Source organism: Actinocorallia aurantiaca, from assembly GCF_039533685.1.
Taxonomy (GTDB): Bacteria; Actinomycetota; Actinomycetes; order Streptosporangiales; family Streptosporangiaceae; genus Actinocorallia; species Actinocorallia aurantiaca.
Genome location: NZ_BAAATZ010000012.1, coordinates 254,977 through 268,654, shown reverse-complemented (window position 1 = coordinate 268,654; position 13,678 = coordinate 254,977). Strand labels below are relative to the sequence as shown.

Annotated in this window: 12 protein-coding genes; 4 read left to right on the top strand and 8 right to left on the bottom strand. The window is 72.0% G+C overall.

The window, feature by feature from the left end:
• Positions 1–26: 26 nt before the first annotated feature.
• Positions 27–551 carry a DinB family protein gene (locus tag ABD327_RS16325; protein ID WP_344451234.1) on the top strand — a complete coding sequence of 175 codons (525 nt, stop codon included), beginning with the start codon at positions 27–29 and terminating at the stop codon, positions 549–551.
• Positions 552–641: 90 nt separating this feature from the next.
• On the opposite strand, the gene ABD327_RS16320 is transcribed toward ABD327_RS16325, so the two are convergent.
• Entirely contained in the window at positions 642–1,013 is a 372-nt protein-coding gene (locus ABD327_RS16320; protein ID WP_344451233.1) for an MmcQ/YjbR family DNA-binding protein, read from the bottom strand.
• Positions 1,014–1,392: 379 nt separating this feature from the next.
• Entirely contained in the window at positions 1,393–1,689 is a 297-nt protein-coding gene (locus tag ABD327_RS16315) for a hypothetical protein (RefSeq protein ID WP_344451232.1), read from the bottom strand.
• Between ABD327_RS16315 and ABD327_RS16310 the strand changes: the two genes are divergently transcribed.
• Positions 1,681–1,899 (top strand): hypothetical protein, encoded by a 219-nt coding sequence (locus tag ABD327_RS16310; protein WP_344451231.1) that lies wholly within the window; start codon positions 1,681–1,683, stop codon positions 1,897–1,899. The genes ABD327_RS16315 and ABD327_RS16310 overlap by 9 nt on opposite strands.
• Before the next feature lie 11 nt (positions 1,900–1,910).
• Here the strand turns inward: ABD327_RS16310 and ABD327_RS16305 are convergent, their stop codons facing one another.
• From ABD327_RS16305 to ABD327_RS16295, 3 genes are all read right to left on the bottom strand, one after another.
• Complete coding sequence (locus tag ABD327_RS16305; protein WP_344451230.1) at positions 1,911–2,423, bottom strand: hypothetical protein; 513 nt, start codon at positions 2,421–2,423, stop codon at positions 1,911–1,913.
• 62 nt (positions 2,424–2,485) lie between these two features.
• Positions 2,486–3,640: a winged helix DNA-binding domain-containing protein gene (locus tag ABD327_RS16300; protein ID WP_344451229.1), complete on the bottom strand. Its 1,155-nt coding sequence runs from the start codon at positions 3,638–3,640 to the stop codon at positions 2,486–2,488.
• A 23-nt stretch (positions 3,641–3,663) separates the two neighbouring features.
• Positions 3,664–4,800: an epoxide hydrolase family protein gene (locus ABD327_RS16295; RefSeq protein WP_344451228.1), complete on the bottom strand. Its 1,137-nt coding sequence runs from the start codon at positions 4,798–4,800 to the stop codon at positions 3,664–3,666.
• An 89-nt stretch (positions 4,801–4,889) separates the two neighbouring features.
• On the opposite strand from ABD327_RS16295, the gene ABD327_RS16290 reads away from it, so the two are divergent.
• Both ABD327_RS16290 and lon read left to right on the top strand, forming a co-directional pair.
• A complete protein-coding gene (locus ABD327_RS16290) occupies positions 4,890–5,867 on the top strand; it encodes a helix-turn-helix transcriptional regulator (protein ID WP_344451227.1) in 978 nt (325 codons plus the stop codon).
• Between the two features lie 87 nt (positions 5,868–5,954).
• Positions 5,955–8,321, top strand: a complete 2,367-nt coding sequence (lon, locus tag ABD327_RS16285; RefSeq protein ID WP_344451226.1) for an endopeptidase La — start codon at positions 5,955–5,957, stop codon at positions 8,319–8,321.
• Between the two features lie 152 nt (positions 8,322–8,473).
• Here the strand turns inward: lon and ABD327_RS16280 are convergent, their stop codons facing one another.
• From ABD327_RS16280 to ABD327_RS16270, 3 genes are all read right to left on the bottom strand, one after another.
• The gene (locus ABD327_RS16280; protein ID WP_344451225.1) at positions 8,474–8,965 is read right to left on the bottom strand and encodes a nitroreductase family deazaflavin-dependent oxidoreductase; all 492 of its coding nucleotides are present in this window, start codon (positions 8,963–8,965) and stop codon (positions 8,474–8,476) included.
• A 97-nt stretch (positions 8,966–9,062) separates the two neighbouring features.
• Complete coding sequence (locus ABD327_RS16275) at positions 9,063–12,284, bottom strand: AAA family ATPase (RefSeq protein ID WP_344451224.1); 3,222 nt, start codon at positions 12,282–12,284, stop codon at positions 9,063–9,065.
• Positions 12,281–13,453 (bottom strand): exonuclease SbcCD subunit D, encoded by a 1,173-nt coding sequence (locus ABD327_RS16270; protein ID WP_344451223.1) that lies wholly within the window; start codon positions 13,451–13,453, stop codon positions 12,281–12,283. The genes ABD327_RS16275 and ABD327_RS16270 overlap by 4 nt, the downstream gene beginning before the upstream one ends.
• Positions 13,454–13,678: the final 225 nt, after the last annotated feature.

The following is a 13,678-nucleotide window of genomic DNA, read 5'->3' as shown; positions in this document are numbered from 1 at the left end:
GAGGAGGCGTGTGGCAGGGTCGACCGATGTCTGTTTCCCGCCGTGATCTGCTGCGCTGGCAGTTCGAGCTGACCTGGTCGCTGTTCGAGTTCCATCTGGAAAGGCTGGAACCGGAGGACCTCCTGTGGGAGCCGGCGCCCTGCTGCTGGACGATGCGGGGGGGCGCGGACGGCGGGTGGGCGCCCGACTGGGCGGACTCCGAGCCCGACCCCATCCCGGTTCCCACGATCGGCTGGATCAGCTGGCACATCGGCTGGTGGTGGTCGGTGGCCCTCGACCACGCTCGGGGACGGGCGCCGCGCGAGCGGGAGGAGATCCGGTGGCCGGGCGACGGCCCGCAGACCGTCGCCTGGCTGCGTGCCCTCCGCGAGGAGTGGCTGGCGGTGCTGGACCGGCTGACGGACGCCGATCTGGACGCCGCCGCGCCGTTCCCCTGGCAGGGCGAGCCCGGGATGACCGTCGCCCACACGGCCGGCTGGGTCAACGCCGAGCTGATGAAGAACGCCGCCGAGATCGGCCAGCTCCGCCTGCTCCGAGCCGTCTCGAAGTGAGACCGGGCGGGCGGTCTTCGAGGTGCGAAGCCCGGTGAGCGCCGGCGGCCTCCCGGCGGTCCGGGCGCGGTGCCTCGTCCTCGGGGTCGGTCAGGGGCCGTCCGGAGAAGGCCGGTCGAGGAGGGCGGAGAGGCGTTTGGGGGCGATCAGGCGGTAGCTGTCCTCGAGGAGCTCGGCCAGTTCGTCCCAGTCCTGGACCGCGTCGAGCCGGGCGCCGACCCACCCCTTGGGCCCCACATAGGGCGGCACGAAGAAGCGGTCGGGGGCCGAGGAGACGAGGGCCTGCTGGACGCCGGGAGCGGCCTTGAAGGTGAGGGCCGTGCCGTCCTCGCTGGTCATGGCGAAGAGCTTGTCGCGGATCCTGAAGGCCGGGGCGGTGTGGCCGCCGAAGGACTTCTCCACGGCCTCGGGGAAGGACAGGCAGATCTCCCGCAGGCGGGCGGCCTCGGCTTCGTCGATCATGCGGATGGTCCTTCCATGGTCCGGCGGTCGTCGGGGACAGCCTAGGGAAGGGCGGTGACGAAAAAGGCGCCGCCAGCCCGGTGGTGCGCGTGGCACGACCGGGCCGGCGGCGGGACCGGCGTCTCGGGGGATACGGTACGCCGGGCCCGGTTCTCGGGGTGCCCGTCCTCGGCGGACCGAGGGCCCGAGGTGTGTTCCCGTGTTCCGTACCGGTCGCCGGGGAAGCGACCGGGGCGGGTACGGGTGGGAACGCTCTCGGTCCATCGAGGGCGGGCTGCGCAGGATTTACGGTTCTTTAGGAGGGCCCCTCTCTTCGCTAACTCCTCGTCATCGTCATGTCACTTTAGGTACCCACGGTTCAGCTCCGGGTAAACGTAGATCATCGAACTTTCCCGCGCAGGTCATCGGCGGGGAGGAGATGCGTGCGGACGAGTTTGCGCCAGCGGCGGTGGCGGTGTCCGTAGAAGACCTCGGCGAAGGCCGTCACGAGAGGGGTGAGGCGGCCCGCGTCGATGTCGACGGTGTCGCTGTAGCGGCAGCTGTCCTCGGACAGGGGCTCGACGCGCAGGGTGTGGTTCCAGGTCCGCACCGGGCCGCCGTGCTCGCGGGTCCGCATGGAGCGGGCGGCCTCGTCGAGGAGGCGCCGCGGACGGCCGAGTTCCTGGAGATGCTCCACGAGGCGGAGACGTCGCTCGTCAAGGTGACGCAGGGGCTGCTGGAGGCCGACCCCTCGGTCACCGTCAAGGACCTCCCCATGGCCGCCCGCCTGGTCGTGACGACCATCGAGAGCGCGATCCACCGGGTCGTCACCCATGACCCGCCCGACGACCTGAGCCGCCTCGAGGACGAGCTGACCGCCATGCTCATGCGCTACCTGACGGGCTGAGGCCCGGCCGGTCACCAACGCCAGATCAGGGCGCTCCCTTCGGGGACGCTGGCCCACAGTCCGGCGGCCTCGTCGATGGCCTCGCGTGCCCGGGCCAGTTCGTCCTTGCCGAGCGGGGCCGGGCCGCGTCCGGGCTGGGGCAGGCCGCGCCAGTTCCGGTAGGCCCAGTTGACCTTGATCTCGGCGTCCATCACCCCGTCGCCGCCCCGGCGCAGGAGGGCCTCCCGCGCCGCACGGCGCTTCTGCTCCTCCGCGCGGTCGTCCAGCCCCTCATCCGGGTGCTCTTTCGGCGAGGGCTCTTCCCGCGGGGGCTCGGCGGGTCCGGCCTCGTCGAGCTTCGCGCCCCGGGCGACCGAGCCCCAGAACCCGTCCTCCAGGCCGAGGCTCCGTTCGACGGCGGCGTGGACGAGGTCGTGCGGCAGACGCCCCACGCGCACCGCGGGCAGCCTGAAGTCCGGGCCCTTTCGGCCGGTGACGCTGATCTCGCACCTGCTCCCGGGCAGCCGGGTGAACCTGATCTCCATGCCTTCCACGATAGGAACCCGGGATCCGCCGGGTGGATCCGGCCGGGGCCGACTCCGTGGTCTCAGGCGTGGCCGCCCACGGTGACCGGGCCGAGGGTCAGGTTCGGTTCGGCTTCGAGGACGGCGGCGACGCGTTCCGCCTGATGGCCGAGATCGTCGAGCCGGGCGGGGGACAGCGGGATCAGGGGCTCCACGGTGAGGTGGAGGTGGCGGCCCGAGCGGCGGTGGTGCCACAGGCCCGCGACGACGCCGTCGACCAGGAGGACCTGGAAGTTGCCCCGCAGTACGCGTTCGCCGGCGGCGCCGGGATAGAGGAACTCGGGCGGCTGGTTGCCCACGCGGTAGGCGTAGCCGTCGAAATAAGGAAGAAGCCGGACGCCCTGCGGGGGCATGGACGGTACTTCCAGGTCGTCGCGTGCCACCCAGGCGGGGACGCCTTCGACCTCCACCCGCTGGAGCTCGTCGTGCAGAGAGTCGAAGACGTCGACGGCCCAGCGTGCCGGGGCGTTCAGCCAATGCGCGAAACGTTGCGGTGTGGACGGCCCGTACGCGTGCAGGTAACGCTTCACTACATGTGCCAAGGCGGCCTGTGTCTCGGCGGGACGGAAGCCGGGAAGCCACCTTTGCGGGCTGGTGTAGGTGACCTTGCGTCCTCGGTTGGGGCCGAAGCACAACGCTCCGCGGATCCCGGCCAGGTGCAGGGCCTGCCGCCAGCGCGGCCACATGCCCTGGAAGGCGGGCATGACGAGGTCGCCCGCCCACGGGCCGGTGGCCTCGATCACCGCTTCGCTGAGTTCGTCGATGGTCAGTTCGGCCCCGTCCAGCCCCTTCGTGATCGCCGCGACCACTTCCTCTGTCTGCTCGGAGGTCATCCGGACATCGGCGGAAGCGGCGTTCGCCGACACGGGGACCGCTGAGAGAGCCGCCGTCCACAGCGGCAGCTCCTCGGCGGGCAGCAGATGAACGGTGCCGCGCGGCCCGAACGTCTTGATGACGCTGCGCTCGCTCCACAACGCCTCGCGAACATCGAGGCGAGTCGTCCCGGCGGCACGCAACCCGATGGCCAACTCGGCCGCGGACATGACCTGCGCATGCGTACCGGCCATCGCGGCGACGACGTCAACGGCCCGTACGCCCTCCGCCGGGGCGGCCAACCCGTGCCGGGCCAGCCGCCGCGCGCACACTTCGGACCACGAGAAACGCGGGACATCAGACATTCGGGGATCTCCTTCGAGGGCGTTCAGCGGACCTTGGCGAAGAACAGGCGCATGTCAGCGGCGACATGATCGGGCTGTTCCATCGCCACGAAGTGGTGTCCGCCGGGATTGCCTTCCGGCCAGTGGATGATCGTGTTGTGCCGTTCGGCGAGCCGCCGGATGGAGGGGGATTCGCCGCTGTAGACCCCGGTCGGAACGGCCATCTGCCCCTCCGGCCACGCGAATTCGGTGCTGTCGTACATGAGCCAGGACGATGAGCCGAACGTCCCGGTGAACCAGTACAGGCTCACGTTGGTGAGAAGCAGATCGCGGTCGAGGGCTTCGTCCGGTGCCTTCCCGCCGAAGCTGAACTCGTTGAACTTCTGCATCATCCAGGCCAGCGCGGCTACGGGAGAGTCGTGCCAGCCGTAGGCGAAGGTCTGCGGCGCCGCGCGGAGCAGGACGTGATGGTCCACGCCGGTCATCCAGTCCTGTTCCTGCATCCAGGCGAAGGCGGCGCGCTCGTCCTCGGTCATTTCCGGAAGGTCCTCCTCGGTGGGGAAGCCGAGTCCGCCGATGATGTAGACGCCGACGACGTTCTCCGGCGCGGCCTTGGCGATCTCCGGGGCGACGTACGCGCCGAGGTCGCCTCCCTGGACGCCGTAGCGGTCGTAGCCGAGACGACGCATCAGTTCCGCCATCATGCGTCCGACGCGGGCGGTGTTCCAGCCCGTCTCGCGCGGCGGCGCGGAGAAACCGAAGCCCGGAACCGACGGGACGACGACGTGGAACGCCTGGGACGGGTCGCCGCCGTGCGCGGCGGGGTCTGTGAGCCGGCCGATGAGGTCGGTGAACTCCACGAAGGAGTTCGGCCAGCCGTGCACGAGGACGAGCGGCAGCGCGTCCGGCTCTGCGGAACGGACGTGCAGGAAGTGCACGTCCTGGCCCTCGATCTCGGTGAGGAACTGCGGGAAGCCGTTCAGCCGCGCCTCCTGCCGGCGCCAGTCGTACCCGTCGCGCCAGTGGTCGGCGAGTTCCCTGAGGTAGGCGACGGGGACGCCGCGGCTCCAGCCTTCGCCGGGAAGCTCGCGGGACCAGCGGGTGCGGGCCAGCCGGTCGCGCAGGTCGTCCAGGTCCGCCTGGGAGACGTCGATGCGGAACGGGCGGATCTCGTCGTTCATGATTCTCCTGGTCGTTCGTGCTGACGACATCGACAGTAGAAGTGATCTAGGTCAGTTCCTGTCCTAGATCGACGTGCATGATGGATTCCGTGAACACCGCTTCCGCCCGGTTGCTCCGGTTGCTGTCCCTGCTGCAGACTCCGCGCGAATGGCCGGGCACCGAGCTGGCCGAACGGCTGGAGGTCAGCCCCCGCACGGTCCGCCGTGACGTCGACCGGCTACGCGACCTGGGATACCCGGTACAGGCGACGATGGGGACGACCGGCGGCTACCGGCTCGTCGCGGGCAAGGCCATGCCGCCGCTTCTCCTGGACGACGAGGAGGTGGTCGCCATCGCCGTAGGGCTGCGTACGGCGGCCTCCCACCCGGTGGACGGCATCGAAGAAGCGTCCGTACGCGCGCTGGCGAAGCTGGAACAAGTCCTGCCGCCCCGGTTGCGGCACCGCGTCAACGCGCTGGGAGCGGCCACCGTATCGATGTTCAACGGCGGTGAGCCCAACGTTGATCCGGAGATCCTGGTGGTGCTCGCCGGAGCCACAACCGTTCAGGAACGCCTGCGTTTCGCTTACGAGGCGGCCGACGGCACTTCTACCAGGCGTCTGGTCGAGCCATGCCGCCTCGTAGCCTCCGGTCGGCGCTGGTATCTGCTGGCCTACGACAACGACCGCGACGACTGGCGCGTCTTCCGTGTCGACCGCATCAGTGACCCGCACCCCACCGGCGTTCGGGTCCCGTCACGCGTCCCGCCGGACGAGGACGCCGCCGCGTTCGTCACCCGCAAGCTGTACTCCTCGGCCCCCACCTACGAGGTCGTGGCGACCCTCCACCTCCCGGCCGGAGAGGTGGCCCGGCGCCTCGGAGTCCCTCCGGACGCCCTTCAGCCGATCAACGAGCACACCTGCCGTCTGCACGGCCCCGGAGACACCCTGGAATGGCTGGCCGCCCGGCTGCTCATGCTCGGCTGCGAACTCGAAGTCCACGAACCCCCGGAACTACGGACCTACCTCAACGAATTGGGCACCCGCGCCGCCCGCGCCGCCGGGGGCGAGAGATCTGTTTCAGGATGATCGCTGTGGGCGAACACGGGAGAGGAATGAAACATCGCTCCGTTTTCTTGAGTGGTAGTGACTCAAGAATCGTGACTGGGGAGTGGAATGAGCGAGAAGCTGACGGTGCCGGTGCTGCCGCTGGACGACACGGTCGTGCTGCCCGGCATGGTCGTCCCGCTGGAACTGAGCGACGGGGAGGTCCGGGCCGCGATCGAGGCGGCGAGGGCCGCGGGCCAGGACGGGAAGCCGCGGGTGCTGCTGGTCCCCAGGATCGACGGGGCCTACCCGGCGATCGGGGTGCTCGGCGTCGTGGAGCAGGAGGGGCGGCTGCCCGGCGGAGAGCCGGCGGCCGTCGTGCGGGCCGTGTCCCGGGTGCGGATCGGCACCGGGACGACCGGGCCGGGCGCGGCGCTGTGGGTCGAGGGCGCCGTCGTGGAGATCCCCGAGGCCGCCGGCGCCGAGAAGCCGGCCAAGGAGTACAAGGGCCTCGTCCAGGCGATCCTCCAGCACCGGGGGGCCTGGCAGCTCGTCGACATCATCCAGCAGATCGAGGACCCGTCGGTCCTGGCGGACCAGGCCGGGTACGCGCCGTACATCACGGTCGAGCAGAAGGTCCGGCTGCTGGAGACCGTCGACGTGCTCGAGCGCCTCGACCTCGTGATCGGCTGGACCCGCGACCACCTGGCCGAGCTGGACGTCGCCGAGACCATCCGCAAGGACGTCCAGGAGGGCATCGACAAGCAGCAGCGCGAGTTCCTGCTCAAGCAGCAGCTCCGCGCCGTCCGCAAGGAGCTGTCGGAGCTCAACGGCGACACCGAGGGCGAGGAGGAGGACTACCGCGCCCGCATCGAGGCGGCGGACCTGCCGGAGAAGGTGGAGAAGGCCGCGCTCAAGGAGGTCGACAAGCTCGAGCGGTCCAGCGAGGCCTCACCCGAGGGCGGCTGGATCCGCACCTGGCTGGACACCGTCCTGGAGATGCCGTGGAACGAGCGCACCGAGGACGCCTACGACATCGCGGGCGCGCGCGAGATCCTGGACGCCGACCACGCGGGCCTCGATGACGTGAAGGAACGCATCATCGAGTACCTGGCCGTCCGCAAGCGGCGGGCCGAGCGCGGTCTGGGCGCCGTCGGAGGACGCCGTTCCGGCGCGGTCCTCGCGCTGGCGGGCCCTCCCGGAGTCGGCAAGACGTCGCTGGGCGAGTCCGTCGCCCGCGCGATGGGGCGTTCGTTCGTTCGCGTGGCGCTCGGCGGCGTGCGGGACGAGGCCGAGATCCGGGGCCACCGCCGCACGTACGTCGGCGCTCTGCCCGGCCGGATCGTCCGTGCCATCAAGGAGGCCGGCTCGATGAACCCGGTCGTCCTGCTCGACGAGATCGACAAGGTCGGAGCCGACTACCGGGGCGACCCGACGGCCGCGCTGCTGGAGGTGCTCGACCCGGCGCAGAACCACACGTTCCGCGACCACTACCTCGAGGTCGAGCTCGACCTGTCGGACGTGCTGTTCCTGGCGACCGCCAACTCGCTGGAGACCATCCCCGGCCCGCTGCTGGACCGCATGGAGCTGGTGACCCTCGACGGCTACACCGAGGACGAGAAGGTCACCATCGCCCGCGACCACCTGCTGCCCCGGCAGCTGGAGAAGGCGGGCCTGGAGGAGGGCGACGTCGTCCTCCCCGAGGAGTCGCTGCGCCTGATCGCCGGCGAGTACACCCGTGAGGCGGGCGTGCGCTCCCTGGAGCGGGCGATCGCCCGCGTGCTGCGCAAGGCCACCGCGAAGGCCGCGCTCGGCGAGACGGAGCTGCCCGTCACCGTCGACGACCTGGTGCCGTACCTGGGCCGCCCCCGGTTCACCCCGGAGGTCTCCCTCAAGGAGTCCGAGCGGCGCACCGCCGTCCCCGGAGTGGCGACCGGCCTGGCCGTGACGGGAACGGGCGGCGACGTCCTGTACGTCGAGGCGTCCCTGGCCGACGCCGAGACCGGCGACACCGGAGTGACGCTCACCGGCCAGCTCGGCGACGTCATGAAGGAGTCCGCCCGGATCGCGCTGTCCTACCTGCGCTCCCACGGCGCGGAGCTGGACCTGCCGGTCGGCGATCTGAAGGACCGCGGCGTACACGTCCACGTCCCCGCGGGCGCCGTCCCCAAGGACGGCCCGTCGGCGGGCGTCACGATGACGACGGCCCTGACGTCCCTGCTGTCGGGCCGACCGGTCCGCCCGGACGTCGCCATGACCGGCGAGGTCTCCCTGACGGGCCGCGTCCTGCCCATCGGCGGCGTCAAGCAGAAGCTCCTCGCCGCCCACCGCGCCGGCATCACCACCGTGGTGATCCCCAAGCGCAACGAACCCGACCTCGACGACGTCCCGGCCGAGGTCCTGTCCGAACTGACCGTCCACCCCGTCTCCGACGTCCGCGACGTCCTCGCGATCGCCCTGGAGGCCCCCGCCGCGGCCCGGACCGAGGCCGCCTGACCCGCACCACCCGGAAGCCCCGCCCACGGGCGGGGCTTCCGCCTTCCCGGCATCCGGTCCCGGCATGAGCGCCGACGCCGGCAGGTTGTCGGCGAGTCCTGCTTCAAGGGGGTCTCCGCCATGGGGGCGACGGAGGAAGAGGGCCCCGGCCGCTATCGGGGTGTGAGGCGGAAGATGCGCAGTTCGCGGTCGACGCGGGCCTGGTAGCGCTCGTAGACGGGCCAGACCTCGTTGAGGCGCTTCCATATGCGGACGCGCTCCTCGCCTTCGAGGAGGGTCCCGACGACCTTGCAGGTCCTCTTCTCGTACTCGACCGTGGCCTCGGGGGTCTTCAGGAGGTTGCCGGTCCAGGCGGGGTGCTTGTCCTGCCCGAAGTTGCTGCCCACGACGATCCATCCGTCGCCTTCGGGCATGCAGAGCAGCGGCGAGACCCGCTCCTGCCCGCTCCTGATCCCGACCGTCGTGAGGTACAGGGTCGGCACCAGCAGCTGGGACAGCATGACCCGGCCCCCGGTCATCTTGTGCAGCCCCCGGTCCAACCCCGGGATCACCTTGGGCCCGACCTTGCTGAACCACTTCGCGCCGGAGATCTTCTGGAAGAGCGGCCCGAACACGCGCTGGATCAGGGTCGGTTGTGCGGACATGGGCCCTCCCGGCGAGAAACGATGCAAGCAAACTAACGCTTGGTACCAGCCGGTGTCATCCTCTGCCGATCATCCGGTTCGGGGAATGCCCCGAAGGTCAGACGACGACTTCGAGAGTGGAGCCGGTACGGGACTTGCGGAGCCGGAGTTGGGCGGGGATGCGGGTGCGGAGTTCGGCGACGTGGCTGACGACGCCCACGGCGCGGCCGCCGTCCCGGAGGGAGTCCAGGACGGTCATGACCTCGTCGAGGGTGTCCTCGTCAAGGGTGCCGAAGCCCTCGTCGACGAAGAGGGTGGCGATCTCAGTGCCCCCGGCCTCGGTGGTGACGACGTCGGCCAGGCCCAGGGCGAGGCTGAGGGAGGTGATGAAGGACTCGCCGCCCGACAGGGTGGCGGGGTCGCGTTCCTGGCCGGTCCAGCCGTCGATGACGCGCAGGCCCAGGCCGCCGCTGGCGCGCTTGGTGTCGCCCGCGGACTTGTCGATGGTGTGCTTCAGGAGGTAGCGGCCCGCGGACATGGTGGTGAGGCGTTCGTTGGCGGCGGCGACGACCTGCTCCAGGCGGGCGGCCAGGACGTAGGCCGACAGGCGCATGTGGAGGGTGTTGGGGGGCTGGCCGTTGACGAGGTTGGCCAGGCGGGCGGTCAGGGCGTGGGCGCGGGCGGCGGGCTCCCACTCGCGGAGCCGCGCGCGCAGCTCGGAGTGCAGCTCCGTCAGGCGGGTGTGGCGCTGGGCGGCGCGGTCGCGGGCGGAGACCAGGGCGGTGTGGGAGAGCTCGGCCCGCCGCGCGGCGGCCTCCAGGGAGGCCGGGTCGGGGGCGGGCGCCGCCACGGCGGCGGTGAGGTCGGGGGAGGACAGGAGGTCGCCCACCGCGGCCTCCTCCGCGTCGTACTCCCTGGCCCGGGATTCCAGGCGGGCCCGGACGTCGGGGGCGAGGAGCGCCCGCGCGGCCTCGTCGGCGGAGGCGAAGCCCTCGGCCGTCCACGCCTCGACCAGCGCGCGTTCGGCGGCTTCCGACTCCGAGCGGGCCGCGGCGACGTGGCCGTCCGCTTCGATGGCGCGGGTGAGCAGGTCGGCTTCGCCGCCCAGCCTGGCGGAGCGGGCCAGGAGGGAGGCGTCCCCGCCCCGGGCGGCGTCCAGCTCGACGCGCAGCCTGGCCTCTTCGCCGTCCAGCGCGGTGAGGGACGCCCGAGTCTCGGCGAGTCGGCGGCCCGCGTCCGCGTGGGTCCGCTGGACGGTGTCCAGCTCGGCCTCGACGGCCTTCAGCCGGGGTGCGAGGTCCTCGGCGCGGACGGCGGCGGCCTGGCGCGCGGTGAATTCCGCCCTGGCCTCCTCCAGCGCCTCGGCGAGGGCCTCGACGGGCAGCCCGGCGCGTTCCAGCAGCATGTCCCGTTCTGCGCGCAGGCTCTCCACCTGCCCGGTCAGCTCCTCCCGGCGCCGCTGGGCCGCCTCGTCCTCCCGCGCGGCCCGTGCCTCCTCGTCCCGGGAGGGCACCTCGGCCGAGCCGAGGGCGGGCTCCGGATGCTCAGCCGAACCGCAGACCTTGCACGGCAGCCCGGGCACGAGGTCGGCCGCCAGCGCCGCGGCCATCCGGGTCAGCCGCAGCTCCCGCAGCTCCTGTACCCGGTCGCGGGTCCGCTGGGCCAGGTCGACGGCATGGCGGAACTCCTCCTCCGCCGCGGCCAGCCGCCCTTTCACCCGGTCGCGCAGCCGCGCGTCCTCCACGGCCTGCGCCGCGTCGTCGACGGCCTTGGCCGCGGCCTCGGCCCCGGCCGCCTGGATTCGCGCCTCCTGCAGCGATGTCCGCCGCTCCTCGACCTGGCCGGGCAGCTCTTCCAGACGCGCCCGCAGCCGCTCCTCCTCACCCGTCCAGTGCAGCTCCCGTTCGCGGTGGTCGATCAGTTCCCGCAGCACCTCGTGGTGCCGGACCTCCTGCCCTCGCAGGGCCTCCAGCCGCGCCAGCTCCGCCCGCCACACGCGTTCCGCATGTCCGAGCGCCTCCACCGGCGAGTCCGCGGACAGCGGCGGGCATGAGTGCCCCCGCCCGTCCCGAAGCGGGCCGCCCTCCTCGAAGAGGCGGCCGTCCGAGGCCCGGGGGCCTCCGGAGAGCGCGGACCCTTCTCCGGCCACCCGGTTCGCCTCATGGGGGAAGCCCTCGGAAGCGTCGCGTGGAGCAGCGTTCCCTTCTGAGGATCGGCCGTCCGGGACGCCGGGGCCGGCGATGGGCGTGGAGTTGCGGGCCGTCACCCCGCCCGCCTCGCCGGAAGGGGGGCAGACGCAGGAGGGCGGGATCAGCGAGGGCAGGCGGCGGCGCAGGTCGGCGGCGCGGGCGGAGGCCCGGGAGAAAGCGTCGCGGCGGGCCGTGACGGCCTGCGCGTAAGGGAGGACCCGGGCGGCGCAGTCGGCCAGGCCCAGGCTCTCGGCCCAGGACGTGCGTTCGCCGGCGCGGGCGGTGAGGGCGTCCCGGCGCTGGACGGCGTGGGCGTGGCGCGCCTTGCGGTCGGCCAGCTCGCGGCCCTCGTCGAGGCGGCGGCGAGCGGCGTCCAGATTCTCCTGGGAGGCGGCGAGCATGCCGGACGTCACCGTCAGGAGGTCGTGGTGGTGGGCGGTGAGCTCGGTCGCCCAGCCCAGGAGCGCCTCGTCGGGACGGGAGGCGGCGGCGATCTCGGCGACGCGGTCGGCGGTCGCCAGGGCCGCGGTGTGGAGCGCCTCGGCCTCGCGGTTGGTCCGGGCGCGCTCGTCGGCGAGCCACTTCTCGACGGCGGCGTAGATCTCGGTGGCGAAGAGCTTCTCCAGCACCTTGCGGCGGTCCTCGGCTCCGGCGCGCAGGAATGCCGCGAACTCGCCCTGGGGAAGCATGGCGACCTGGTTGAACTGGGGGGCCGTCATCCCCAGCAGGCGCTGGACGAGGTCGCCCGCCTCGTCCAGGCGGTTGGTGTGGCCGATCCACTCGCCGTCCGCCCACTCCTGGATGAGGACCTTCGACTGCTCCACGCGGGTCCCGGAGCCGCGGAGCTTGGGCCGCTCCCAGGCGGGGGAGCGGGTGAAGCGGAAGCGGCGGCCCCGGATGCCGGCCTCCAGCACCACCTCGGGCGCGGCGCCGGGGGCGGCGTGGTCGCTGCGCAGGAGCTTCACCGCGTTGCGCGCCCCGGGCACCTGGCCGTACAGCGCGAAGCACACCGCGTCGAGCACGCTCGTCTTGCCCGCGCCCGTCGGGCCGTTGATGAGGAACAGGCCCGCCTCGCCGAGCGCCCGGAAGTCGATCGTTTCCGTGCCGGAGAACGGGCCGAACGCGGTGACCTTCAGCTGGAGCAGTCTCATCGGGACGTTCCCCTCTCCCCGGGACGCGGGGCCGGAACCCGGGCGCGTTCCTCCTGGCGGCAGTGCGTGAACGCGTCCTCCAGAAGGGCGCGTTCTTCGGGCAGGGCCTCCTCGCCGCCGACCTCGTCCAGGAAGTCGCAGGCCAGCTCGACGCCGGAGCGCTCCTTGACCCTCTCGGCCCAGGTGCGTTCGCCCTCCACCGAGGCGGAGGGCTCGAACCCGAGCACCAGCGTGTGCGGGAACCGCGCCTTCAGCCGCTCCATCGCGCCCGAAGGGCGTTTGACGTCCGTCAGCGTCACCTTCAGCCAGTGCCCGGTGCAGGAGTCATGCCGCGGATCGGACAGCAGTTCCTCCAGCGTGCCGCGCAGCTGCGCGATCGGCCGGGGCACCGGCGCCTCGACGAACGAGGCCTCCCGCAGTCCTCCCGCGTCGACGTCGACCAGCCACGAGCCCTTCTTGTGACGCTCCTCGGAGAAGGAGTAGGCGATCGGCGAACCCGAGTAGCGCACGCCCTCGCGCAGCGTCTGCCGCCCGTGCAGATGCCCCAGCGCCGTGTAGGCGACGCCGTCGAACACGCTCGCCGGGACCATCTGCACCCCGCCGACACCGATGTCGCGCTCGCTCTCGCTGACCACCGGCTCGACGTTCCCGGACGTCACGAACGCGTGCGCCAGCACGACGCGGGCCCCGGGCGCGGCGTCCTCGGAGATCCGGCGCATCGCCTCGGTGAGCGCCGCCGCGTGCGAACGCTCCGCCAGCTCCCAGGAGGAGCGCACGAAGTCCGGTTCCAGGTAGGGGATCGGATAGACGGCGACGTCGTCCAGCACCACCGGCCGGCCCACCGACTCGGGAGAGGTGCGCACGTGCACCCCGGCGGAGTCGAGCAGCCCGGACCCCACGCCGAGCCGCACCGCGGAGTCGTGGTTGCCGGAGATGACCACCACCCGGGTGACGGCGGCGAGCCGCCGCAGCGTCTCGTCGTAGAGGCGGACGGCGTCGACCGGCGGGATCGCCCGGTCGTAGACGTCGCCGGAGACCAGGACGCAGCCGACGCGCTCGTCCCGGACGGTCTCGAGCAGGTGGTCGGCGAACGCGGCCTGCGCCCCGAGGAGGTCCTCCCGGTGGAAGGAGCGGCCCAGGTGCCAGTCGGAGGTGTGCAGAAGTCTCATGACGCTCAAGAGCCTAAGCGTTACCCACTGACAATTTGCGGGCCTCGGCGCCACCGGCGCACCAACGACATCGGATCGGTACGACTCTTCCGTCAGAACGCCGCGCGGGAGTTGTGCGGCGGCACAGTCGCGTCTTTCCGGAATGTGTGGGGGCATCGTGCCGTTCCGGGGCCCTGGATCGTGGGTGCGGCGCGTGTTGTAGTGAGCGCCGGCTCCGGGAGGTGC

What these genes read in the sequence shown, in the direction of transcription:
- ABD327_RS16320 (WP_344451233.1), bottom strand. Translation starts at nt 1,013, where the DNA reads ATGATCGACGAAGCCGAGGCCGCCCGCCTGCGGGAGATCTGCCTGTCC.
- lon (WP_344451226.1), top strand. Translation starts at nt 5,955, where the DNA reads ATGAGCGAGAAGCTGACGGTGCCGGTGCTGCCGCTGGACGACACGGTC.
- ABD327_RS16270 (WP_344451223.1), bottom strand. Translation starts at nt 13,453, where the DNA reads ATGAGACTTCTGCACACCTCCGACTGGCACCTGGGCCGCTCCTTCCAC.
- ABD327_RS16310 (WP_344451231.1), top strand. Translation starts at nt 1,681, where the DNA reads ATGCTCCACGAGGCGGAGACGTCGCTCGTCAAGGTGACGCAGGGGCTG.
- ABD327_RS16300 (WP_344451229.1), bottom strand. Translation starts at nt 3,640, where the DNA reads ATGTCTGATGTCCCGCGTTTCTCGTGGTCCGAAGTGTGCGCGCGGCGG.
- ABD327_RS16280 (WP_344451225.1), bottom strand. Translation starts at nt 8,965, where the DNA reads ATGTCCGCACAACCGACCCTGATCCAGCGCGTGTTCGGGCCGCTCTTC.
- ABD327_RS16275 (WP_344451224.1), bottom strand. Translation starts at nt 12,284, where the DNA reads ATGAGACTGCTCCAGCTGAAGGTCACCGCGTTCGGCCCGTTCTCCGGC.
- ABD327_RS16325 (WP_344451234.1), top strand. Translation starts at nt 27, where the DNA reads ATGTCTGTTTCCCGCCGTGATCTGCTGCGCTGGCAGTTCGAGCTGACC.
- ABD327_RS16295 (WP_344451228.1), bottom strand. Translation starts at nt 4,800, where the DNA reads ATGAACGACGAGATCCGCCCGTTCCGCATCGACGTCTCCCAGGCGGAC.
- ABD327_RS16305 (WP_344451230.1), bottom strand. Translation starts at nt 2,423, where the DNA reads ATGGAGATCAGGTTCACCCGGCTGCCCGGGAGCAGGTGCGAGATCAGC.